Genomic DNA, 21,403 nt, shown 5'->3' on the forward strand with positions numbered 1-21,403 from the left:
ATGAGCGAAGCGGCTGTCCTGCAATCCGGCCAGCGCATCCGGATTGTCGACGATGATCCCCCGCCGGCGATGCGCGCCGTCCCGGCGCCGGCGCGCACCGACCCCGGCGACACGCCACCTGCCGACAAGGGACCTGCGCCCAGCGAGCGCGAGGCCCCTTCTGCCACCACCCCATCCCGCCGGCGCCGGTCCGCGCGCCGGCTAGGGCTGGCCGGCGCCGCGCTCGTCGTCGGCCTGGGCGCTGCCTGGCAAGCCCACCACTGGTGGACGGTCGGCCGCTTCTTCGAGAGCACCGACGATGCCTATGTCGGCGGCGAGATCACGGTCGTGGCGCCCAAGGTCGCGGGCTTCATCGCCGAGGTCGTCGTCACCGACAACCAGGCGGTCCGCGCCGGCGATCTGCTGGTGAAGCTCGATGACCGCGACTATCGCGCGGCGCTGGCGAAGGCCAAGGCGGCCGTCGCCCGGCAGCAGGCGTCGCTGCTGAATCTCGACGCCACGCGCCGGTTGCAGCTGGCGGTCATCGCCCAGGCCCGCGCCGTGATCGACGCCACCGACGCCGAGATCGTGTGGACCCGTGACGACCAGGTGCGCTACCGCCAGCTCGCGGCCACGGCCGCAGCGTCCGTGCAGCTCGCGCAGAAGGCGGACTCCGCCTACAAGCAGGCGATGGCCGCGGGCGAGAAGGCCCGCGCATCGCTGGAGGCGGCGCAGCACCAGCTCGACGTGATCGATGCCCAGAAGCAGCAGGCGCGCGCGGCGCTGGCCGGCGCACGCGCCGAGCGTGACATCGCCCGGCTCAACCTCAGCTACACCGAGCTGCGGGCGCCGGTCGACGGCACGGTGGGCAACCGCAGCGCGCGGCGCGGCGCCTTCGCGTCGGTGGGCGCGCAGCTGCTGTCGATCGTCCCGGCACAGGGCCTGTGGGTCGACGCCAACTACAAGGAGAACCAACTGGCCCACATCCGGCCGGGCCAGCCGGTCACGATCGCGGCCGATGTGCTGCCGGGCCAGGTCTTCCACGGCCGTGTCGTCAGCCTGGCGCCGGCGACGGGCGCCCGCTTCAGCGTGCTGCCGCCGGAGAACGCCACCGGCAACTTCACCAAGATCGTGCAGCGCGTGCCGGTGCGCATCGAGCTCGAGGGCGACGCGGCCGTCCTGGGCCGGCTGCGGCCCGGCCTGTCGGTCACCGCCGATGTCGACGGGCGCGTCGCGACGGATGACAGGTCGTGAGCGCCGCCGCCGTCGCGGCGCGCGGGGTCGCGGCGCCTGCCGCGGCGCCGCCGACCTCGGCGAAGGTCGTGGCCTTCGCCACGATGTGCGTCGGCTTCTTCATCGCGCTGCTGGACATCCAGATCGTCTCGGCGTCGCTGCAGGACATCGGTGGCGGCCTCTCGGCCGGCGCCGACGAGACTACCTGGGTGCAGACCAGCTACCTGATCGCCGAGATCATCGTCATCCCGCTGTCCGGCTGGCTGTCGCGGGTGATGTCGACGCGCTGGCTGTTCTGCGCCTCGGCGGTCGGCTTCACCGCCACCAGCCTGCTGTGCGGCTGGGCCTGGAACATCGAGAGCATGATCGCCTTCCGCGCCCTGCAGGGCTTCCTCGGCGGCTCGATGATCCCGACGGTGTTCACCACCGCCTTCATCTACTTCGAAGGCCAGCAGCGCGTGATCGCGGCGGCGACGATCGGCGCCATCGCCTCGCTGGCGCCGACCCTGGGCCCGACCATCGGCGGCTGGCTCACCGACAACTATTCCTGGCACTGGCTGTTCTTCGTGAACCTGGTGCCCGGCATCTTCGTCGCCGTGGTGGTGCCGATGCTGGTGAGGATCGACAAGCCCGATCTGTCGCTGCTGCGCGGTGCGGACTACGTCGGCATGATCCTGATGGCGCTGTTCCTCGGCTGCCTGGAGTACACGCTCGAGGAAGGGGCGCGCTGGGACTGGTTCGGCGACGACACAATCCGCGCCACGGCCTGGATCGCTGGCGCCGCCGGCGTCGCCTTCATCTGGCGCAGCCTCACCTATGGCCAGCCGGTCGTCGACCTGCGCGCGCTCAGGAACCTGAACTTCGCGCTGGGCTGCTTCTTTTCATTCGTCACCGGCATCGGCATCTTCGCCACCATCTACCTCACGCCGCTGTTCCTGGGGCGCGTGCGCGGGTTCAGCGCCCTGCAGATCGGGCTGGCGATCTTCTCGACCGGCGTGTTCCAGATCCTGTCCATCCCGGTCTACGCCTGGTTCGCCCGCCGCTTCGACCTGCGCTGGCTGCTGATGTTCGGCATGGCCTGCTTCGCGCTCAGCATGTGGAACTTCACCCCCATCACCCATGACTGGGGATGGGAGGAGCTGCTGCCGCCGCAGGCGTTGCGCGGCTTCGCGCAGCAGTTCGCGGCGGCGCCGGCCATCACGCTGACCCTGGGCGGCCTGGCGCCGGCGCGGCTGAAGCTGGCCTCGGGCCTCTTCAACCTGATGCGCAACCTCGGCGGCGCCATCGGCATCGCGGCCTGCGCCACGATCCTGAACGACCGCGCCAACCTACATTTCCTGCGGCTCGCCGAGCATCTGAACACGGCCAACCCGGCCGCGACCGACCTGCTGCAGCGGCTGGAGGCGACGGCCGCCGCGGCCGCCGGCGGCGATGCGCAGCAGGGCCATGTGGCGGCGCTGAAGCTGCTGTGGTCGCTGACCTGGCGCGAGGCGCAGACGCTGACCTACGCCGATGCGTTCATGGCCATCATGGCCTGCTTCATCGTCGCCACCGTCATGGTGCCGCTGATGCGCAAGGTCGTGCCGCCGAAGGCACCACCGGCCGACGCGCACTGACTTGGGCACGTTCATGACCGAAGCTTCCAGAGGCTATTGAGAACTAGCACCGACTATCGGTGGAAGGTGAGTCGTGACTGTCATCCCGAGCGCCCCTTCGACAGGCTCAGGAGAGGGATCTCGTGCGAATGGCGCACTGTGCGTCCCACGCGGGAGATCCCTCGCTTCGCTCGGGATGACGGATGTATCAGCGACCTGCGCTTCCCAGCTCTACGATGCCGTCACACGACACCAGCCGCGCGCAGCTCGGCCACCTGCTCGGCTGTCATGCCGAGAACCGACGAGAGAACGCGCTGGGTATCCTCGCCGTAGTTGGGACCGGAGCGGCCGAGCATCCCGCCGGCGTAGGCCGGGCTGCGGTCGAGGCGCGCAGGGAAGCCCTTCACCGGCCAGGTGCCGAGCTCGGTTTGCGGCAACTCGACCAGCCACTCCAAATGGCGAAGCTGGGGATCCCTTTCGTAGCGGTCCTCGGCCGTCTGGCAGATTCCGGCCGGGACCCCTGCGGCCTGCAGACGGTCCATGAGGTCCGCCCCGTCGAAAGCGCCCGTGGCGCGGGAAATCAGGTCATCGAGAGCGTCTTCGTTCGCGCGCCGGTTCGACAATCCGTCGAACCGCGGATCGTCGAGCCACTCGGGATGGCCGAGCTCGGTGGCGACCGCTCGCCACTGCTCGTCGGTGAAGGCGGCGATCGCGATCCAGCTGTCCTCGCCTCGTGTCGGGTAAGCGCCATGCGGCGCGGCGAGCCGATAGGGCGACCGGTTGCCGTATCGCGACCAGCGGCGGCCATTGACCGAGTGATCGAGAATTGCAGTTCCTGTCAGGAAGATGCCGACCTCCGCCTGCGAGGCGTCGACGTGACAGCCACGGCCCGTCGTGGCCCGCCGATAGAGCGCGGCGAGCGCCGCCGTCGCCATGTTGTACGCGCCGAACCAGTCGAGATAGGAGTAGCCGATGCCGGCGGGCGGACGGGGTTCGGGCAAGCCGGACATGTCGCTGATGCCACTGAATGCCTGCGCTGTCGGGCCGAAGGCACGGGCCCGACCATAGACGCCGTGCTGGCCGAACCCCGACTGCTGGAGATAGATGATGCCGGGATTGAGCTCGCGCAGGCGATCGTAGCCCAGTCCCATCCGGTCCATCGTTCCCGGCGAATAGCCCTCGAGCACCACGTCGGCACTGCGGATGAGATCCTCCAAGATCCGCTTGCCCTCGGGCTTCTTCAGGTCGAGCGATATCGCGAGCTTGCCGGCGTTGATCTCCATGAAGGAACCGCTGCGATTGAGCCCGTCTCGCGGCGGCATCGGCATCGTGTCCGTGGCAGCCTGCCGCTCGGCGCGTCCGCCGACCGGACAAGCCGCCGGACCGAAGCGCATGCCATCGGCGCGCGACTCGTGCTCGACCTTGATCACCTCGGCGCCCAGCGCAGCGAGGTAGCGTCCCGCGCCGGCGCTGGCGAGCATCCAGCCGAGATCGACGACACGGACTCCAGAAAGCGCGAAGGGCTTCCCTGTGGGGCCTGCCCTGGTCGACCCGCGGGCCAGGCCGCAATCGGGCGACAGCGACGGCACGCTTCGCGGCGCCGCCCACTCCTCGACGACCGAACGCGTGTGCTCGCCCAGCCTCGGCGGTCGTTGCGCCGATACCGCCCAGGGTGCATCGGAACTGTACCAGCGGGCAGCAACATAGGTGTACGAAGCGCCGCTATCCGGGTGCGGCACGCTGGCGAAGATGCCTCGCTGAATGTAGTGCGGATCGCGGGCATTCTCCTCGGGCCGCCGCACGGGCGCCCACGGCAGCCCGTTGTCCTGCCCGTCGCGCCACAGGTCGGCATCGAAATCCAGGCTGGCAGCAAGGCGATCGACCAGCTTGCCGACCCTGGCCTCCGTTTCCGCATCCAGCCGGCCCAGCTTGCCGAGGCCTTCGTCCATGCCATGCTTGGCAAGAACCGAGATGGTGCCCAGCAGCGCGTCCGAGGAGTAGGTCGCCGTGGCGCGCAGATAGGTGCGGTACGGCAGGAGATAGCGTCCGTCCCGGGTCTGCGCGAGCGCCGGCAGGCTCGCCGACGTCATCGAATGCCGGCACGTCTGTCGAAAGTGGCGCTGCCGCAGGAATATCCAGTTCGGCAGGTCGCTCTCGGTATTCATGCTGACCGCCTCGTGGATGCTGAGGGACAGAAGCTGCCCCTCGCCTGTCCGCAGCCGATGCGCGAGAGCGCCGATCAGCGCGATCACGCTCATCTCGCCGGAAATGTGGTAGGCATGCCACATCTGCGGCGCGATGGGAGGCGTGTCGTAGCGGCCGGACGAATCGGAGTCGTAGCCGCAGTTCATCATGACGCCGCCCAGCGCCAAATGAACGAGATCGCTGCCTTTGAAATCGGCCCACGGGCCGGTATCCCCGAACGGGCTGATCCGCAGATAGATCAATCGCGGATTGGCTGATCGCAATCGTTCGAAGGCGAGGTTCCGGTCTGCAAGGTATCCCCGCGGACGCGCATCCAGCACGATGTCGGCTGCGGACGCGAGCCGCAGGAACGACTCCTGCCCGTCGGGCTTGTCGAGATCGACGACGATGCTGCGCTTGCCGAAATTGTAGTGCCAGAAATGCAGGCTCTCCTCCGGCGACGGCACATCCCCGCGGAACGGTCCGATTCGCCTCGTGGCTTCGCCTTCCGGAGGCTCGACCTTCACGACATCGGCGCCCAGGCCTGCGAGCACCCGGCCGGCATACTCTCCCATCTCGTCTGCAAGCTCGAGCACCCGGATGCCGTGGAGATAAGCACCCTCGTTCCGGCCAGTGTCCGCCATGCGCCTCACCTTCCTCGACCTTTGTCTGCCCGGATATGTCGCCCGCGTCGCGGCCCGGCGACAAGTGGCAAAGCAAGCATGGCAGCTCACGGCTGGAAGCGCGCCAGTGTCGGCGTCGAGGCCGACGTGCATGACCGCGCGGCTCCTGCCGCGCTCGTCGTCTTGTCGGAGGCGATACCATGAGCGCGCCGGGAGGCGCGTGGTCCGGCACGGCACACGCCGACATGCGTCAAAGTCGGCGGCTCTGCGCAGCCGGCCCGGGTGCCGGTGGAAGAGCAGCTTCTTTTTCGCGAGCACGGCAGGGCCTCGCCGGGCGGCGTTCCGTCCCGACGCAGGGCCCCTACTCGACTGCTGCCGCCGTTGCGCGTGCCCCGGCCTGCGTGCTGCCGAGGAACGCGGTTTCGTAGAGCGGGTGGACCGCATCGGCGGCATAGGCGCGCTCGAACAGCGCGCGGCCTTGCCGCGAGAACGCGCGGTTCGTCGCGGGCTCGCGCAGGCGCCGCATGAACGCAGGAAACGTGCCGAGGTCGTCGCTGACGAGGCCATGAACATCCGGCACGACGTCAATGCCTTCGACGCCGTTGCGCGTGGTGATCAGCGGCAGCCCATGCGCCAGCGCCTCCAGGCTCTTCAGCTTCGGACCCGACCCGATCCTGACCGGCACGATCATCGCGGCCGCCGATGCCATGAGGCCGGAGAGGTCGGGCACATAGCCGACCAGCTCGACATGCGGCGACCAGCGCGCGCACAGCGCGGCGAGCGTGCCCGACGCGCGCTTGCCCACGATCTTGATCCGCGCCTGCGGCATCGCGCGCACGACAGCGGGCATGGCCTGGGTGAGAAACTCCGCGGCGGCCAGCGCGTTGGGCGGATAGTCGAGCGTGCCCACGATCAGGAACGGGCCGTGATGCGCCGCGTCGGCACGGCGCACGCCCGGCGCCGGCAGACACGGCGGCGTGTGCAGGACGGTGGCATCCGGCACCTGCCGTGCCAGCAGCGCGACCTCCTCGCCGTTCACCAGGGAGACGTTGCGCAGCGCCGCCGCCAGACGCCGTTCGCTCCTTGCCACCCGCGATGCCTCGAACCGGTAGAGCCACGCGCGCAGGCCGGCGGCGCGCGCGAGCGGCCGCAGCGGCGCCGGCACGGCAGGAGCAAAGGCGCCCAATGGATCGACCGCGGCGGCGGCCGGCCCGTCGAGGCCGCGCGCCAGCGTCCGATAACGCAGCGACAGCAGATCCTCCATGTAGAGGACCCATCGCCGCCGCGGCGCGGTGCCGGGTTCGGCTTCGAAGAACTGCGCGATGCGGATCGTGTCGAGGATGACGATGTCGGGATCGAGCCGCGCGATGCACGCCAGCAGGCGCTGCCGCGCGTGCGGCGTGTAGAGCAGCGACTCCTGCAGCGACTTGCGCCGCAGCAACAGCGAATGCCAGCAGACCGACGCCAGTCGCCGCCACGGCGGGCCGAGCGGGATCCTCACCGTCGGCAAGGATGGATCCTGTCCAAGACGAGGCGCGTCGCCGAGCAGCACGTAGGTGACGTCACGCGGCCCCACCGCTTGCGCGAGGAAACGCATGAAGCCGGCAATGATGGTCTTCTTCCCGCTGTCGCTGGGAAAGGGAAAGATCGTGCTGACGAAAACGACCCGGGTCATCGCGCCTCGATCGTCAAGCCTTAGCACCGCGCGGGCTCTGTCGCGAGATGGCCTGATTTTTGTCACACACCGCTTCGAGCGGGCTGGCTACGGTCCTGACGCGCTTGACGTCCCAGCCTCGAAGTGATCATGCAGACAGCGCGCTATCAGAACGTGGCCGGTTGCCGTCTCTGCGGAGGCGCCGATCTCGATCAGATCGTCGATCTCGGCAACCAGACGCTCGGCAGCATCTTTCCGCGGCCCGGGGAGCCCGATCCAGCCAGGGCGCCGCTGGTGCTCGTGTGCTGCGCGCGCTGCGGCCTGGTGCAGCTGCGAGACTCGGTGGCGCGGCCGAGCCTCTACACCTACGACTACGGCTATCGTTCCGGCATCAACGCGACCATGCGCACGCACCTGCGCGAGCTGGCCGGCTGGGCGCAACGGCGGGTCGCGCTGCGCGCGGGCGACATCGTGCTCGATATCGGCTGCAACGACGGCACGCTGCTGCAGAGCTTCCGGCTGCCGGGACTGCGCCGGGTCGGCATCGACGTGATCGCCGGCAAGTTCAGCGGCCAGGTGCCATCCGACATCGTGCTGTGGGAGGCCGCGTTCTCGGCGGCGAGCTGGGCCGCGGCCTGCGACGGCGAGCGCGCCAGGCTCGTCACCAGCGTCGCGGTCTTCTACGACATCGACCAGCCGCAGGAGACGGTGGCCGCGATCGCATCGGCGCTCGCGCCCGACGGCGTGTGGATCATCGAGCAGGCCTATCTCTGGGCCATGCTGCAGCGCAGCGCCTATGACGCGATCTGTCACGAGCATCTCACCTACTACGGGCTGGCGCAGATCGAAGCCCTGGCGGCGGCCAACGGCCTGCGCGTGTTCGACGCCGCGCTGACGCCCTGCAACGGCGGCAGCCTGCGCCTTGCCCTGTGCCACGACGGCGCCGGCTATCGGCCACGCCAACGGCGCCTCGCGCGCCTGCGCCAGCTCGAGCATGCCGCCAGCCGCGCCGCGCCCGCGCCCTACACCACCTTCGCCGCCAGGGTCGCGAAGTCGCGCGACGACCTGCTGTCCTTCATCGGCAGGAAGACAAGGTGCGACAAGCGCATCTTCGTGTACGGCGCGTCGACCAAGGGCAACACCCTGCTGCAGTACTGCCGGCTGGACCGCAGCGTCATCACGGCAGCGGCCGAGCGCAATCCGGAGAAGGTCGGGCGGCGCACGCCGGGCACCGCCATCCCGATCGTGTCGGAGGAAACTGCGCGGCAGAAGCGGCCCGACTACTTCCTCGTCCTGCCCTGGCAGTTCCGCCGCGAGTTCATCGCGCGCGAAAGCGCTTTCCGGCAGGCCGGCGGCCGCCTGGTCTTCCCGCTGCCCACGCTCGAGATCGTGTGAGCCTCGGCGCGCGATAACGTCCTGCTCTGTGTGATCTCTGTGCTACTGACCTCAAAAACCTCCGCGAGCTGCGGTGATTTGGGTCTGCTCGCTGTCATCCTGAGCGCAGCGAAGGATCTTTTGAGCGGTGCTGTCGCACGGGAATGACGACGGCGTACGGCGCGAGCGCGTGGCGGGCACCTGTCCTTGGTTGCGGCCAAAGGCTGCGCCGTGCCTGTGGCTTGTCTTTCGACAGTCCGGCCGGCAACGCCACATGCGACAGCCCTGCGGTTTCCGCCTGGCCGTCGATCCGCTACTTCTCGGCGAGGTCGGACATCGCGATGTTGTCGGCGATCTGCGGCGCGCGCGGCGGCACATAGGTGAGGCCGACGGCGGCGGCCATGCGCGCCAGCTCGCCCTTCTGATCGAGGTCGGCAATGGCCTTGTCGACGGCAGCGATGAGGTCGGCGCTGGTGGCCAGGCCGACCAGCCCCATGTTGAAGCCGATACGGTGCTGGAAGCCGGCGGCTTTCAGCTTCGTGCCCGGGTTCTTGGCGACATAGGCATCGAAGCGGCGCAGGTTGACCAGCGTCACGTCGAAGGCGCCCGACTCGAGCCGGCCCAGCAGGTCATCGCGCTCGGGGATCAGATGCGTGATCTGCTTGACGAGGCGCCCGTCGCGCCAGGTCATCAGGATCGCATCGGCCAGCGTGCCGCCTTCGATCGCGATCCTCAGGCCGTCGAAATCCGCCAGCGTCGTGATCGGCTTGGTCACCGCCGTGCCGTTGACGACAGCCGCCAGCACCGAGCGGTGATAGGGCCGCGTCGGCATCAGCTCGCCCAGCCGCACCCGCCGTCGGCGGTCATCGGCGGTGCCGCCGTCAAAGCCCGGCAGCCGCGCGATCTCGACCCGCGGCTTGCCCAGCGTGCCCTTGATCAGGGGATAGCCGCCCAGCAGGTCGCAGCGCTTGTCCGACAACAAGGCGTTGGCGTCGATCGTCAGGCTGGAGTCCATCTCCAGCTTGGTCTCGAACCATTGCACCACCAGCTTGCGGTCGAGACGCTGCGCGACCGCCTCGGCGACCTTGAGGTCGAAGCCGCTCGTCTCCTTGCCGTGATGCAGGCTGTAGAGCGGGATGTCCTCGTTGAGGCAGACCGTGAGCGTGCCTTCCGCCCGCGCGGGCTGGGCGCCGAGGGTGGCGGCGATGACAGCCAGAACCGTCATCGCGAGCGTTTGCGGCTTTGACCTTCCCCGGGAGGGTCGGAATATCTCGTATGACCTGTCATCCCGAGCGCAGCGAGGGATCTCCTGCGGCAAGGCGCACGGTGCGCTATTCGCAGGAGATCCCTCGCTGCGCTCGGGATGACGGGTGAACTGCAACGCCATGGAACGCATCACTTGCCCCGGGTCATGATATAGGCCCAGAGGTCATCGATCTGCTCCTTCGTGAGCTTGTCGCCCCAGGGCGGCATGTTCTTCTTGCCCTTGGTCACCGAGGCCTCGAAGCGCGGCTTGTCGTCCTCGGGGAACTGCCGCAAGTCGTAGGCCACCGTGCCCGGCGTCACCATGTTGCGGCCGTGGCAGTGCAGGCAGTTCTTGGCGTAGAGCTGCTTGCCCTTGCCGGCGTCCTGCGCCGCAGCGCTGCCGCCCGTGCCGGCCAGCGCAAAAGCCGCGAGCAGGACCGCAGCGGCATGGTGTCGACTCATCGTCCGCAACCCTCGTGCCCTGAAAGGGATGGCCCCCGAGGGGGCCATCCCGAACGCCATGCGCCCTGCTGGCCTGCTGGCCTACTGGCGGGGCAGCCCGAAGACCCAGAGCGAGCCGCCGGGCGGCACCGCCGCCAGACGCTCGTCGCCGGCGAAGATCGAGTAGACACCGCCGATGCCGCTGGTGACGGCCACATACTGCACGCCGTCCTGCTCCCACGTCACGGGCTGGCCCTCGATGCCGGAGCCGGTCTTGAACTGCCACAGCTTCTTGCCGGTGTCGGAGTCGAAGGCCTCGAACTCGCCGGTGAGCTGGCCGCTGAACACGACACCGCCCGCGGTCGACAGCACGCCGGAGAAGCGCGGGATGTCGCTGGGCACCTGCCACTTGCTCTTGCCGGTCATCGGATCGATGGCCTTGAGGTAGCCGCGCGGCGTGTTGGGCTTGAACGCGAAGCCCAGGGTCAGGTCGATGCCGAGATACCACTCGCCGACCTTCCACTCCTGCGGCACCGACTTGTAGTTGAGGCCGAAGTTCAGCGTGTTGGCGAAGGCGAGGTTCTTGGTCGGGTCATACGACATCGGCTGCCAGTTCTTGCCGCCCAGCAGCGAGGGCTGCACCTCGACCTGCTCGCCGGCACGGGCCTTGCGCGCCACGTCCGTCTCGATCGGGCGGCCCGTCTTCAGGTCGATGCCGCTGGCCCAGTTCACCTCGGCGATATACTTGTTGGCCGCGATGAGCTTACCGGTGGCGCGGTCGATGACGTAGAAGAACCCGTTGCGGTTGGCGTTGATGATCACCTTGGTCGGCTTGCCGCCGACATTGATCGTCGCCAGCACCATCTCGGCGACCGAGTCGTAGTCGAACGGGTCGTTGGGCGAGAACTGATAGTGCCACTTGATCTTGCCCGTCTGGGGATCGAGCGCCAGCACCGAGTCGGTGTAGAGATTGTCGCCCTTGCGCACCGCGGCGTTGAACGGACCCGGGTTGCCGATGCCCCAATAGACCGTCTTGGTCTCGGGGTCGTAGGAGCCGGTAATCCAGGTCGAGCCGCCGCCCAGCTTGGCCGTGTCGCCCGGCCAGGTGTCGCCGCCCGGCTCGCCCGGCATGGGCACGCTGTAGGTGCGCCACATCCGTTCGCCGGTCTGCGGGTTGTAGCCGTCGATGAAGCCGCGCGTGCCGAACTCGGCGCCCGACATGCCGGTGATCACGACCCCGTCGGCGACCAGCGGCGCCACGGTCATCGAGTAGCCTTCCTTGAACTCCGCCGCCTTGGTCTTCCACAGCTGCTTGCCGGTCTTGGCGTCGAGCGCCTGGACCTGGGCATCGAGCGTGGTGCGGAACAGCTTGCCGTCATAGATGGCGACGCCGCGGTTGATGATGCCGCAGCAGACGATGCGCGGCACCTCGGGCGGATACTCGATCTTTGTCTTCCACAGCTGCTTGCCGCTCTTGGCCTCGACCGCCATCGTGGCGGCGTGGGTGGTGATGTAGATGATGCCGTTGTGGACGATGGGCTGCGATTCCTCGGCCCGGTTGTCATCCAGGCTGTAGTGCCACAAGGGCACCAGCTTGCCGACATTGCCCTTGTTGATCTTCGTCAGCTTGCTGTAACGCTGCAGATCGTAGCCCATCCCGTAGTTCAGGACGTTCTTCGTGTCGTTCTGGCCCTTGGCCAGATCCGCCGCGGTTTGCGCCTGCGCAGCTCCCCACGGTGCCAGCGCCGCCACCACGGCCCCGAACAGCAATCGTCTCATGCCTCCTCCCTTCGTCATATCGACCGCGAACGCATCGATTCTCGAAACATGGGTCCAGGCACACGCCGCCGCCCCGCCGCAACGATCCTGCATCCATGGGATGCAGCCGCACGCAAATTGTCGGGTCGTCCGGATGCGCGCATCGCGCTGATGATTGCCTGGCGTTTCCCTCCGCATTGCCGCCGTGTCAGAGCACGGCATTCGTTGGCGCCATCATGCCGTGTCCGTGGGCGAAGTCAATTCAGTGTGACGGCCCGGCCGGCGGTGTCGGCAAGCGCAGCACCGGGCCGCAACCATCGCGCGAGACATCAACCGGCTTGCGCCACGGCGCCATCATTCCTGCGCGCCGGCGCTTTACATCATCCTGCAATCGCGCAGAACTATACCGACGACCGGGGCGCTGCCCTCTTATTGCGGAGCGACACGATGAGCACCTCCGACACACACAGTGGCAGGGACTGGCTCGAGGCCGAGCTCGCCGACTCGCTCGACGAGGATTACGAGCTGGAGCTGTCCGAGCCGGCGCTGTCGATGGAGATCCGCAAGATCTACAAGACGGCGCACCCGCCCTCGATCGACCGCGTGGCGTATTTCCGCCATCTGCTGGCGCTGCAGTCGGAGCTGATCAAGCTGCAGTCATGGGTGTCGCATGCCGGCGCGAAGATCGTCGTGATCTTCGAGGGCCGCGACTCGGCCGGCAAGGGCGGCGTGATCAAGCGCATCACCCAGCGCCTCAATCCGCGCGTCTGCCGCGTCGCGGCGCTGCCGGCGCCCACCGAGCGCGAAAGGACGCAATGGTACTTCCAGCGCTACACGGCGCATCTGCCGGCGGGCGGCGAGATCGTCCTGTTCGACCGCTCCTGGTACAACCGCGCCGGCGTCGAGCGGGTGATGGGCTTCGCGACGCCGCAGCAGGTGGAGGATTTCTTCCGCGACGCGCCCGGGTTCGAGCGCATGCTGGTGCGGTCGGGAATCATCCTGATCAAGTACTGGTTCTCGATCACCGACGAGGAGCAGCAGATGCGCTTCCTGATGCGCATCCACGACCCCATGAAGCAGTGGAAGCTGAGCCCGATGGACCTGCAGTCGCGGGTGCGCTGGGAGGACTACACCAAGGCCAAGGAGGAGATGCTGGCGCGCACCAACATCGCCGAGGCGCCGTGGTTCATCGTCGAGGCCAACGACAAGAAGCGCGCGCGGCTGAACTGCCTCGACCACCTGCTGCAGCAGATCCCCTACACCGAGGTGCCGCACGAGGAGGTCACCCTCCCCGACCGCGTGTTCAATCCCAACTACGACCGGCAGGTCCTGCCCTCCGAGATCTACGTGCCGTCGAAATACTGAAGCACGCTCGCAGCCCCATGGTCAGGCTGCCCGTGTCGGATCGGTCAGGGGTTCGGGCATTTCGGGGTGGCTGAAAGCGCCCTGCGGCGCCGGACGGGTCGGGCGCTCGATCACGCGGCGGACGCGCGGCCTGCCGTCGCCGCGATGCAGGGCGCGCGCATGGTCCGTCAGCGCAATGTCGGCCTGGGTCATACGCTGATTGTGCCGGACATAATCCAGCCAGGTCGGCAGGCGATAGGATTCGATCCACAGGCGGGGCTCGGCCAGGTCGCGCATCAGCGTCCAGTCACGCGCCCCGTCGCGGCGCCGAATGCGCCGGCGATCGGCCATCGCAGCCAGGAACTCGTCGATGTCGGCCTCGTCAATGACATATTCGATGATGATGCCGATGGGCCCGCTGCGGGGCTGGATCTCCACGGCGAGATCGGGCTTGGTCCAGCGGTTGACCAGCTCCAGGTTCAGCCCCGAGGTTGCCGGCAGAGGGATGCGCAACCCGATCAGGGCGCAGACGAACTGGAAGCCGCCCGCCACCCAAAGCGCCAGCGACAGCCCTTCCTGTCCGGCAGCGACACCCCAGACCCAGCTTCCCAGCGCCATGCCGCCGAAGGCCGCCATCTGGTAGAGGGCCAGCATCCGCGCCACGACCCAGCGCGGCGCCGACATCTGCACCGTGACGTTGAAGGTCGACAGCGCGACGACCCAGCCGCCGCCAGCAATGGCCAGGGCGGCCATGCTGGCGGCCAGCCAGGAGCTGAACGCCAGGGCGATGGCGGCCACGCCGAAGGCGAAGCAGGACCAGCGGACCATCATCTCGTTGGACAGCCGGCGGCGCAGGCGCGCGCTGGCCACGGCCCCGCCGACCGCTCCTGCGCCGAAAGCGCCCAGCAGCAGTCCGAACGTCAAGGGCCCGCCCTCCACCGCGTCGCGCGCCACCAGCGGCAGGAGCGCCGGCACCGCGCTCGCTGCGAAGCCGAAGAGCAAGGCGCGCAGCAGCACCGAGCCGATCCGGCCGGACATGGCCGCATAGCGCAGGCCGGCCGCCATGGCGACGTGGAGGCTTTCGCGCGGCAGGGTCCGCGCCGGGCGCTCCGGCTTCCAGCAGGCCAGGACGACGATCAGGCCGATGTAGCTGAAGACGTTGACGACGAAGGTGGCGGCGGCGCCGGCGGCGGCCACGATCATGCCGCCCACCGCGGGCGCCACGCTGCGCGCCAGGTTGAAGCCCGTCGCGTTCAGGGCCACCGCGCCCGCGAGATCATTCCTGGGCACCATCTCGGCCACCGACGCCTGCCAGGCGGGCCCGTTCAGCGCCGCCCCGCAGCCGATCAGAAAGGTGAACAGCAGCAGCACCCACGGCGTTATCAACCCGGTCCAGGCACAGATGCTCAGGGCGAGGGACACCGCCAGCATGAAGATCTGCGCCGCGAGCATCATCTTGCGGCGGTCGAAATTGTCGGCCATGGCGCCGGCCGGCAGGGACAGCAGCATGATCGGCAAGGTGACCGAGGCCTGCACCAGCGCCACCAGCTCGGCGGTGCCGATCGACGTCATCATCCACGAGGCGCCGACGGACTGGATCAGGCCGCCGAAATTGGACGCAAGGCTGGCGATCCAGATCGCGCGGAAGATCGGGCTGCGCAGTGGGGCGAGAAATGACGGGCTCGAAGGTTTCGGAGGGGAATCGGGGTCTGGAGAAGTCATCCGTCTAGATACGCCGCCGGGCTTCGCCGGACCAGCCCGGCGGCTGAGCCGGTCGCGCAGCCCCTCCGCCGCGCGACCGCGGGCCAGGACGCGGTCGGCCCCCGGCGGCAAGGCCTCTCGCCATAGCGGGCGATCAGCGCCATATCCGACTGACGAGCCTCACGCATGACTTGCAGAAGACGCGCCCATGGCTAATTCAGACGAGGCTCGGCCCCTCCGGCTCCACCACCGGATCGGGCGCTCCGGCCGCGAGCGACCGCAATTCCCTGACGATCGGTCCCGACGGTCCCATCCTCATGCAGCGACTGTCAGTGGCCGAGCACGCTTGATCCGCTCCCGTTCGCGGGGCGAGTGCATCGCCTCCCACAGATCGACACGCCGCTGCACGTTCAGCCAGAAGTCAGGGCTATTGCCAAACACGCGGGCGAGAATGAGTGCGGTCGGCGCCGTCACATTGCGACGATCGTTGCACAGTTCATTGACGTGCTTGCGCTGCACGCCCATGGCTTCAGCCAGCGCGCTTTGCGTCAGGCCCATCGGCTCCATGAATTCCTCGACCAGGATTTCTCCAACACCTGCCGGTTTGCGCCTCGTCATCAACATTGCCCACCTCATAGACAGCCATGATCGTCCAGATAGACGCCTGTCGCTTCGCCTCGGCTGGCATCCCATCGGAAGATGAGCCGCCATTGCTTGTTGGCGCGGATCGAATGAAATCCCTCCAAGGGGCCGCGCAGCTTCTCGAAGTGGTTGCTGGGCGGCACCCGAAGGTCCTGGCCCGTCGTTGCGTCGTCGATCATCTGAATTTTTCGGAACAGGCGGCTTTCCAGATCCGATGGAATTTTCTTCGATCGAACATCTTCGACGAAGAAATCACGCAACCAGTCATCCCGGAAGCTCACAATCATGCTCTGCACCGTTAGAGCCTATGTACCACTCCATGGTACAAAATGCAAGCCGACAGACGCCATCCAAAGAGCGCTCCGATCGACCGGAGTCGCATGTCGGACAAGGGCGGTGATCCTGAGTCGCCTACCCCCGGCCGCGTGCCGCGCGCAGCCGGCCGACGATGCCGGTGGGGAAGAAGTAGACGCAGAGGATGAACAGCAGGCCCAGCCACAGCAGCCAGCGGTCGGGGTGCAGCAGGTTGGCCACCAGCGGCACGCCCGACGCCGCCTGGCTGGCCGCCGCCATGGCGTCCTGCAGGTAGTTCTGCGCCAGGATCAGCAAGGTGGCGCCCAGCACGGCGCCGTACATCGTGCCCATGCCGCCGATCACCACCATGAGCAGGATGTCGATCATCAGGTCGAAGCTCAGCGTCGTGTCGGGGCCAGTGTGGCGCAGCCACAGCGCCAGCAGCGCGCCGGCCACGGCGGCGGCGGCGGCGGCGATGCAGCTGGCGACGGTGCGGTAGACGACGGTGCGGTAGCCGATCGCCTCGGCGCGGAAGGCGTTCTCGCGGATCGCCATCAGCACGCTGCCGAACGGCGAGCTCACCACCCGCATCATCGCCAGCACCAGGGCGAGCGATACCAGGAACACCAGGTAGTAGGTCATGATGCGGCCGTTGACCGCCACGCCCAGCACATCGCCCTCGACCAGGCGGAAGGCCGGCCGCAGCGCCTCGGGCACGCGGTAGTTCAGGCCGTCCTCGCCGCCGGTCAGGCCCGAGAGCTGCGAGGCCAGGATCGCGAAGGCGCTGGCCACGGCCAGCGTGATCATGGCGAAGAAGATGGTGCGCACGCGCAGGCTGAACAGGCCGATCAGCGCCGCCAGCACGACCGCGACCAGGACCCCCGCGCCGGTGCCCAGCGCCACGGCGCCCCAGTCCGGCGCCAGGCGGGCCAGCGCGATGGCCACGCCGTAGCCGCCGATGCCGAAGAACATCGTATGGGCGAACGACACGATGCCGGTGTAGCCCAGCAGCAGGTCGTAGCTGGCCGCCAGCACGATGAAGACGCAGATCTTCACCGCCACGTTCAGCGACTTGGCGCCGGGGAACAGGAACGGCGCCAGGGCCAGCGCCAGCACGATGACGATCAGCACCGCCGCCAGCCAGCGGCTGCGCGGCAGGTTGTCGGACAGCAGCGCGCGCAGCATGGCGATCACCGCCTGGCGACCGGGTAGAGGCCCTGCGGCCGCCACAGCAGCACCAGCGCCATCAGCAGGATGTTGGAGCCCAGCGCCACCTTGGGCGCCAGGAAGCCGATGTAGTTGGCGACCAGCCCCACCAGCAGCGCGCCCACGAAGCAGCCGCCCACCGAGCCCAGCCCGCCGATGATGATGACGATGAAGATCAGCACCATCACCTGGGCGCCGATGGCGGCCGTCACCGTCTCCTGGTAGAGCGCCCACAGCGCGCCGCCCAGCCCGGCCAGCGCCGAGCCGACCACGAAGACGCCCACGAAGACGCGGCCGATGCGGTAGCCCAGGGCCTCGACCATCTCGCTGTTCTCGACACCGGCGCGCACCAGCAGCCCGATGCGGGTGCGGCCCAGCGCCAGCTGCATGACCACGAACACCACCAGGCCGACCGCGACCGCCAGCACGCGGTACTTCTCGATCGCAACGTCGCCGATGATGAAGGCGCCACGCAGCGCCGGCGGCCGGGTGAGCGTGATCTGGTCGGGGCCCCACACCACCTTCAGCAGCTGCTCGGCCACGATCAGGCCGCCCATGGTGACCAGGATCTGCTTGAGGTGCTGGCCGTAGACCGGCTTCACGATCACGCGCTCGAAGCCCCAGCCCAGCAGGCCGCTCAGCACCATCGCCGCCAGGATCGCCGGCGCGACGGCGGCGAGGTTCAGCCACAGGCTGTCGCTGCCCATCCATGGGCCCATCGCCAGCATCACGCTGGCGGCCACGAAGGCGCCGACGGCGATGAAGGCGCCGTGCCCGAAATTCAGCACGTCCATCAGGCCGAAGGTCAGGGTCAGGCCGGAGGCCATGACGAAGATCATCAGCCCCATGGCCAGCCCGGCGACGCTGAGCGTCACCCAGCTCGCGGGCGAGCCAACCAGCGGCAACGCCGCCAGCATCAGCGCCGGCACCAGCAGCAAGGGCACGATGTCGCGCCGGGCCCGCACCGGCGGCGGCCCCTCCTCCCCACGCGCAGCGTGAGGAGGTGCCCCGGAGGGGCGGAGGGGAGGCGACGTGGTCTCGGTAGCAGGCATCACGTGGGGTCCCCCTCCGCCCCTCCGGGGCACCTCCCCCACTGCGTGGGGGAGGATATTCACTGGTGCGTGTCCATGCTCAGGCCCAGCAGGCGCTGCTGCAGTGCCTGATCGGCGGCGAAGGCGTCCATGGTGTCGTGGTGCACGGTGCGGCCGTCGTCCATCACCGTCACCGTGTCGCCCAGCCGGCGCGCGAAGGCGAAGTTCTGCTCGACCACCAGCAAGGTGGTGTCGCCGTCCTTCAGCTCGCGAAAGGCATCGATCATGTTGGCGATGATGGCCGGCGCCAGCCCCTTGGTCGGCTCGTCGATCAGCAGCAGCCGGCGCGGCTCGATGATGGCGCGCGCCACCGCCAGCATCTGCTTCTGCCCGCCCGACAGCAGCCCGGCCGGCAGGGTCCAGAAGCGCCGCAGGGCCGGGAAGCGCGCGAAGATGCGGTCCAGCCGCTCGGCCCGCGGCGGCCCGCTGCGCGCCGCCAGCACGAGGTTCTCCTGCACCGTGAGGTCGGCGAAGATCGCCATCGACTCGGGCACGTAGGCGATGCCCAGCCGGGCCACGTCGGCGGTCGCCAGGCGCGTGATGTCGCGGCCCTCGAAGCGCACCGCGCCGGCGCTGGCGCGCCACAGGCCCATGATGGTGCGCAAGGTCGTGGTCTTGCCGGCGCCATTGCGGCCCAGCAGCATGGTGAGCCCGCCTTGCGGCACGTCAAGCTCGACGCCGTGCAGGATATGGTAGCGGCCGATATGGGTCTCGACGCCGCGCAGGCTCAGCAGCGCCTCAGCCATGGCCGGCCTCCGCGGCGCCGCCGAGATAGGCCTCGCGCACCACGTCCGAGGCGATGATCTCGGCCGGCGGCCCATCGGCCACCAGCTGGCCGTGATGCAGCACCACGATGCGGTCGGCCAGGGCCCGCACCACGTCCATCTTGTGCTCGACCAGCAGGATGGTCTTGTCGCCGCGCGCCTTGATGGCGGCGATGACATCGAGCACCGCCGGCACGTCATCGACGCTCATGCCGGCGGTGGGCTCGTCGAACATGAAGACGTCGGGCTCCAGCGCCAGCAGGATGGCGACCTCGAGCTTGCGCTGATCGCCATGCGAGAGCGTGGCCGACACCGCCGCGGCGCGATCGGCCAGGGCCACGGCGGCAAGATGTGCCATGGCGCGGTCGGCAAGGTCGCGATGGCGCGACGCCCGGCCCAGCAGGTCCAGCACCCGGCCGCTGTTGGCCTGCACCGCCAGCCGCACGTTCTCCAGCGCCGTCAGGTTGGGGAACAGGTTGGTGAGCTGGAAGGCGCGGCCCAGGCCGAGGCGGGCGCGGCGCGGCGCGGCCAGCGTGGTGATGTCCCGCCCCTTCAGCCGCACCCGGCCCGACGTGGCCGCAAGCTGGCCGGAGATCAGGTTGAAGTAGGTCGTCTTGCCGGCGCCGTTGGGGCCGACGATGGCGGTGAGCGTGCCGGGATGGAAGGCGCAGGACACGCCGTCGACGGCGGCATGGCCGCCGAAGCGGATGGTCAGGCCCTCGGTCTCGAGCATGGGGACTCTACGCCGTGATCTCCTCTCCCGCGACGCGGGAGAGGAAGGGGCCCATCGCGTCAGCGATGGGAAGGTGAGGGCCTACGAACGAGGTGCCCTGGAGAAGAAGCATGGTGCGTGGAGCCCTCACCCGCCGGACGCTGCGCGCCCGGCGACCTCTCCCGCTTGCGGGAGAGGTGAAGAAGATCAACGCTTCACCCGGATGGGCAGCTTCATCTCGCCGGCCGGGATCTCGCGCACGAGGTCGAGCAGGTCGACGTTATCCGGCGGATTGGCCTTCATCTTCCAGTGATACATCACCTGAAGCGCCTGGTGATCCTCCTTGCGGAACGTCATCCTGCCCTTGGGCGTGTCGAAGCTCATGCCCTCCATGGCGGCGATCAGCTTCTCGCTGTCGGTCGACTTCGCCTTCTTCACCGCCTCGACGACGGCCAGCGCCGCGCTCATGCCGCCGGCCACGAAGAAGTCGGGCGGCGCGCCCGCATTGCGCTTCTTGTACTCGGCCACCAGCCAGTCGTTCACCGGGTTCTTGGGAAAGCCCCAGTAGTAATAGATCGCGCCTTCCAGGCCGGCGAACTGCTTCCAGCCGGCCATGACAGGCAGGATGTTGCCGCCGGGCGCCACCTCGATGCCGAAGCGTTCGGGCTTGAGGTCCATCAGCTTGGGCAGCGGATGGGCGCCGGCCCACACCACGGCGATGATCTTGCGGCCGGGCTTGTCCTTCAGCGCATCGAAGATGCGCTGCGCCGGGGCCGTGAAGTCGGTGGTCTGCTGCGGCGCGTATTCCTCGTGCACGATCCTGGCCTTGCTGCCGACGGCGGCCAGCGCCTCCTTCAGCGAGGCGATGCCGTCACGCCCGAAGGCGTAGTCCTGCGCCAGGGTGGCGATGTGGATGTTCTCGTCCTTCAGGGTGACGGCGCCGGCCAGCGCGTCCTGGGTCGAGTTGCGCGCGGTGCGGAAGATGTAGCGGTTCCACTTGTCGCCGGTGATCTGGTCGGCCACCGCCGGCTCGACCAGCAGGATCTTCTTGTACTCCTCGGCCACCGGCAGCATGGCCAGCGCCGCCGCCGATGACGTGGTGCCGACGGCGATGTCGACCTTGTCGTCGCCATAGGCCTGCTCCAGCGCCGCCTTGGCGACGTCGGGCTTGAGCTGGTCGTCCTTGAGGATGACCTGGATCTTGCGGCCGCCGACCTCGAGCTTGCCCTGGGTCGCGTACTCCAGGCCGAGCATGAAGCCGGCCTCGGTCTGGCGCGCATAAGCCTCCAGCGGTCCGGTCTTGCCGTAGATCAGGGCGATCTTCAGCGGCTGCTGCGCCATCGCCATGCCGCCCGCGAGCAATGCGCCCGCCAGGGCCAGACTCCCCACCACGCGTTTCAAGGCTGCCTCCATGGAACTATTCGAAAATCTTGGTTTTTGCGCTGCTGCGTAGTTGTCCGCATGCGATGCTGCAAGTCAATCGGAAGGCATCATGTTTTCGGACCGCGCGCGTCCACGCGCGCTCATGATCCGGCGCCATGCGCCGGTGCGCGCGTGGACGCG

Annotated in this window: 17 protein-coding genes; 4 read left to right on the forward strand and 13 right to left on the reverse strand. The window is 68.5% G+C overall.

Going from position 1 to position 21,403, the window contains the following annotated elements:
* Together FHP25_RS16540 and FHP25_RS16545 are read left to right on the forward strand one after the other, a co-directional pair.
* Positions 1–1,233, forward strand: coding sequence for an HlyD family secretion protein (locus FHP25_RS16540; RefSeq protein WP_218578413.1), 1,233 nt, complete (start codon positions 1–3; stop codon positions 1,231–1,233).
* Entirely contained in the window at positions 1,230–2,828 is a 1,599-nt protein-coding gene (locus FHP25_RS16545) for a DHA2 family efflux MFS transporter permease subunit (protein WP_231712348.1), read from the forward strand. Before FHP25_RS16540 ends, FHP25_RS16545 begins: the two co-directional genes overlap by 4 nt.
* A gap of 221 nt (positions 2,829–3,049) precedes the next feature.
* Here the strand turns inward: FHP25_RS16545 and FHP25_RS16550 are convergent, their stop codons facing one another.
* Together FHP25_RS16550 and FHP25_RS16555 are read right to left on the reverse strand one after the other, a co-directional pair.
* On the reverse strand, positions 3,050–5,932 hold the full coding sequence (locus tag FHP25_RS16550) for a CaiB/BaiF CoA transferase family protein (protein ID WP_218578414.1): 2,883 nt from the start codon (positions 5,930–5,932) through the stop codon (positions 3,050–3,052).
* 43 nt (positions 5,933–5,975) lie between these two features.
* Positions 5,976–7,289 carry a glycosyltransferase gene (locus tag FHP25_RS16555; protein WP_147848046.1) on the reverse strand — a complete coding sequence of 438 codons (1,314 nt, stop codon included), beginning with the start codon at positions 7,287–7,289 and terminating at the stop codon, positions 5,976–5,978.
* A gap of 129 nt (positions 7,290–7,418) precedes the next feature.
* On the opposite strand from FHP25_RS16555, the gene FHP25_RS16560 reads away from it, so the two are divergent.
* Complete coding sequence (locus FHP25_RS16560; protein ID WP_147848047.1) at positions 7,419–8,663, forward strand: class I SAM-dependent methyltransferase; 1,245 nt, start codon at positions 7,419–7,421, stop codon at positions 8,661–8,663.
* Positions 8,664–8,955: 292 nt separating this feature from the next.
* Here the strand turns inward: FHP25_RS16560 and FHP25_RS16565 are convergent, their stop codons facing one another.
* The 3 genes from FHP25_RS16565 to FHP25_RS16575 form a co-directional block, all read right to left on the reverse strand.
* Positions 8,956–9,867, reverse strand: coding sequence for a substrate-binding periplasmic protein (locus FHP25_RS16565; RefSeq protein WP_147848048.1), 912 nt, complete (start codon positions 9,865–9,867; stop codon positions 8,956–8,958).
* Positions 9,868–10,037: 170 nt separating this feature from the next.
* On the reverse strand, positions 10,038–10,349 hold the full coding sequence (locus tag FHP25_RS16570; RefSeq protein WP_147848049.1) for a c-type cytochrome: 312 nt from the start codon (positions 10,347–10,349) through the stop codon (positions 10,038–10,040).
* A gap of 81 nt (positions 10,350–10,430) precedes the next feature.
* Entirely contained in the window at positions 10,431–12,107 is a 1,677-nt protein-coding gene (locus FHP25_RS16575) for a methanol/ethanol family PQQ-dependent dehydrogenase (RefSeq protein ID WP_147848050.1), read from the reverse strand.
* A gap of 426 nt (positions 12,108–12,533) precedes the next feature.
* Between FHP25_RS16575 and ppk2 the strand changes: the two genes are divergently transcribed.
* The gene (gene ppk2, locus FHP25_RS16580; protein ID WP_147848051.1) at positions 12,534–13,451 is read left to right on the forward strand and encodes a polyphosphate kinase 2; all 918 of its coding nucleotides are present in this window, start codon (positions 12,534–12,536) and stop codon (positions 13,449–13,451) included.
* 21 nt (positions 13,452–13,472) lie between these two features.
* Here ppk2 and FHP25_RS16585 read toward each other — a convergent pair whose 3' ends face one another.
* The 8 genes from FHP25_RS16585 to FHP25_RS16625 all read right to left on the reverse strand — a co-directional run bounded on the left by FHP25_RS16585 (position 13,473) and on the right by FHP25_RS16625 (position 21,187).
* The gene (locus FHP25_RS16585) at positions 13,473–15,152 is read right to left on the reverse strand and encodes an MFS transporter (RefSeq protein ID WP_147848068.1); all 1,680 of its coding nucleotides are present in this window, start codon (positions 15,150–15,152) and stop codon (positions 13,473–13,475) included.
* 294 nt (positions 15,153–15,446) lie between these two features.
* Positions 15,447–15,755: a HigA family addiction module antitoxin gene (locus FHP25_RS16595; protein ID WP_147848052.1), complete on the reverse strand. Its 309-nt coding sequence runs from the start codon at positions 15,753–15,755 to the stop codon at positions 15,447–15,449.
* Positions 15,756–15,763: 8 nt separating this feature from the next.
* Entirely contained in the window at positions 15,764–16,060 is a 297-nt protein-coding gene (locus tag FHP25_RS16600; RefSeq protein ID WP_147848053.1) for a type II toxin-antitoxin system RelE/ParE family toxin, read from the reverse strand.
* A gap of 124 nt (positions 16,061–16,184) precedes the next feature.
* Positions 16,185–17,252, reverse strand: coding sequence for a branched-chain amino acid ABC transporter permease (locus tag FHP25_RS16605; RefSeq protein WP_147848054.1), 1,068 nt, complete (start codon positions 17,250–17,252; stop codon positions 16,185–16,187).
* Positions 17,253–17,257: 5 nt separating this feature from the next.
* A complete protein-coding gene (locus tag FHP25_RS16610; protein ID WP_231712351.1) occupies positions 17,258–18,190 on the reverse strand; it encodes a branched-chain amino acid ABC transporter permease in 933 nt (310 codons plus the stop codon).
* Positions 18,191–18,384: 194 nt separating this feature from the next.
* The gene (locus tag FHP25_RS16615; RefSeq protein ID WP_147848056.1) at positions 18,385–19,110 is read right to left on the reverse strand and encodes an ABC transporter ATP-binding protein; all 726 of its coding nucleotides are present in this window, start codon (positions 19,108–19,110) and stop codon (positions 18,385–18,387) included.
* On the reverse strand, positions 19,103–19,861 hold the full coding sequence (locus FHP25_RS16620) for an ABC transporter ATP-binding protein (RefSeq protein ID WP_147848057.1): 759 nt from the start codon (positions 19,859–19,861) through the stop codon (positions 19,103–19,105). The genes FHP25_RS16615 and FHP25_RS16620 overlap by 8 nt, the downstream gene beginning before the upstream one ends.
* A gap of 186 nt (positions 19,862–20,047) precedes the next feature.
* The gene (locus FHP25_RS16625; RefSeq protein ID WP_231712352.1) at positions 20,048–21,187 is read right to left on the reverse strand and encodes a substrate-binding domain-containing protein; all 1,140 of its coding nucleotides are present in this window, start codon (positions 21,185–21,187) and stop codon (positions 20,048–20,050) included.
* Between the last annotated feature and the right edge of the window lie 216 nt (positions 21,188–21,403).

This window comes from Vineibacter terrae (genome assembly GCF_008039615.1).
Lineage (GTDB): Bacteria > Pseudomonadota > Alphaproteobacteria > Reyranellales > Reyranellaceae > Vineibacter > Vineibacter terrae.

What these genes read in the sequence shown, in the direction of transcription:
- ppk2 (WP_147848051.1), top strand. Translation starts at nt 12,534, where the DNA reads ATGAGCACCTCCGACACACACAGTGGCAGGGACTGGCTCGAGGCCGAG.
- FHP25_RS16565 (WP_147848048.1), bottom strand. Translation starts at nt 9,867, where the DNA reads ATGACGGTTCTGGCTGTCATCGCCGCCACCCTCGGCGCCCAGCCCGCG.
- FHP25_RS16560 (WP_147848047.1), top strand. Translation starts at nt 7,419, where the DNA reads ATGCAGACAGCGCGCTATCAGAACGTGGCCGGTTGCCGTCTCTGCGGA.
- FHP25_RS16615 (WP_147848056.1), bottom strand. Translation starts at nt 19,110, where the DNA reads ATGGCTGAGGCGCTGCTGAGCCTGCGCGGCGTCGAGACCCATATCGGC.
- FHP25_RS16575 (WP_147848050.1), bottom strand. Translation starts at nt 12,107, where the DNA reads ATGAGACGATTGCTGTTCGGGGCCGTGGTGGCGGCGCTGGCACCGTGG.
- FHP25_RS16620 (WP_147848057.1), bottom strand. Translation starts at nt 19,861, where the DNA reads ATGCTCGAGACCGAGGGCCTGACCATCCGCTTCGGCGGCCATGCCGCC.
- FHP25_RS16605 (WP_147848054.1), bottom strand. Translation starts at nt 17,252, where the DNA reads ATGCTGCGCGCGCTGCTGTCCGACAACCTGCCGCGCAGCCGCTGGCTG.
- FHP25_RS16540 (WP_218578413.1), top strand. Translation starts at nt 1, where the DNA reads ATGAGCGAAGCGGCTGTCCTGCAATCCGGCCAGCGCATCCGGATTGTC.
- FHP25_RS16555 (WP_147848046.1), bottom strand. Translation starts at nt 7,289, where the DNA reads ATGACCCGGGTCGTTTTCGTCAGCACGATCTTTCCCTTTCCCAGCGAC.
- FHP25_RS16585 (WP_147848068.1), bottom strand. Translation starts at nt 15,152, where the DNA reads ATGACTTCTCCAGACCCCGATTCCCCTCCGAAACCTTCGAGCCCGTCA.
- FHP25_RS16570 (WP_147848049.1), bottom strand. Translation starts at nt 10,349, where the DNA reads ATGAGTCGACACCATGCCGCTGCGGTCCTGCTCGCGGCTTTTGCGCTG.
- FHP25_RS16610 (WP_231712351.1), bottom strand. Translation starts at nt 18,190, where the DNA reads ATGCTGGCGGCGTTGCCGCTGGTTGGCTCGCCCGCGAGCTGGGTGACG.
- FHP25_RS16600 (WP_147848053.1), bottom strand. Translation starts at nt 16,060, where the DNA reads ATGATTGTGAGCTTCCGGGATGACTGGTTGCGTGATTTCTTCGTCGAA.
- FHP25_RS16625 (WP_231712352.1), bottom strand. Translation starts at nt 21,187, where the DNA reads ATGGCGATGGCGCAGCAGCCGCTGAAGATCGCCCTGATCTACGGCAAG.
- FHP25_RS16595 (WP_147848052.1), bottom strand. Translation starts at nt 15,755, where the DNA reads ATGTTGATGACGAGGCGCAAACCGGCAGGTGTTGGAGAAATCCTGGTC.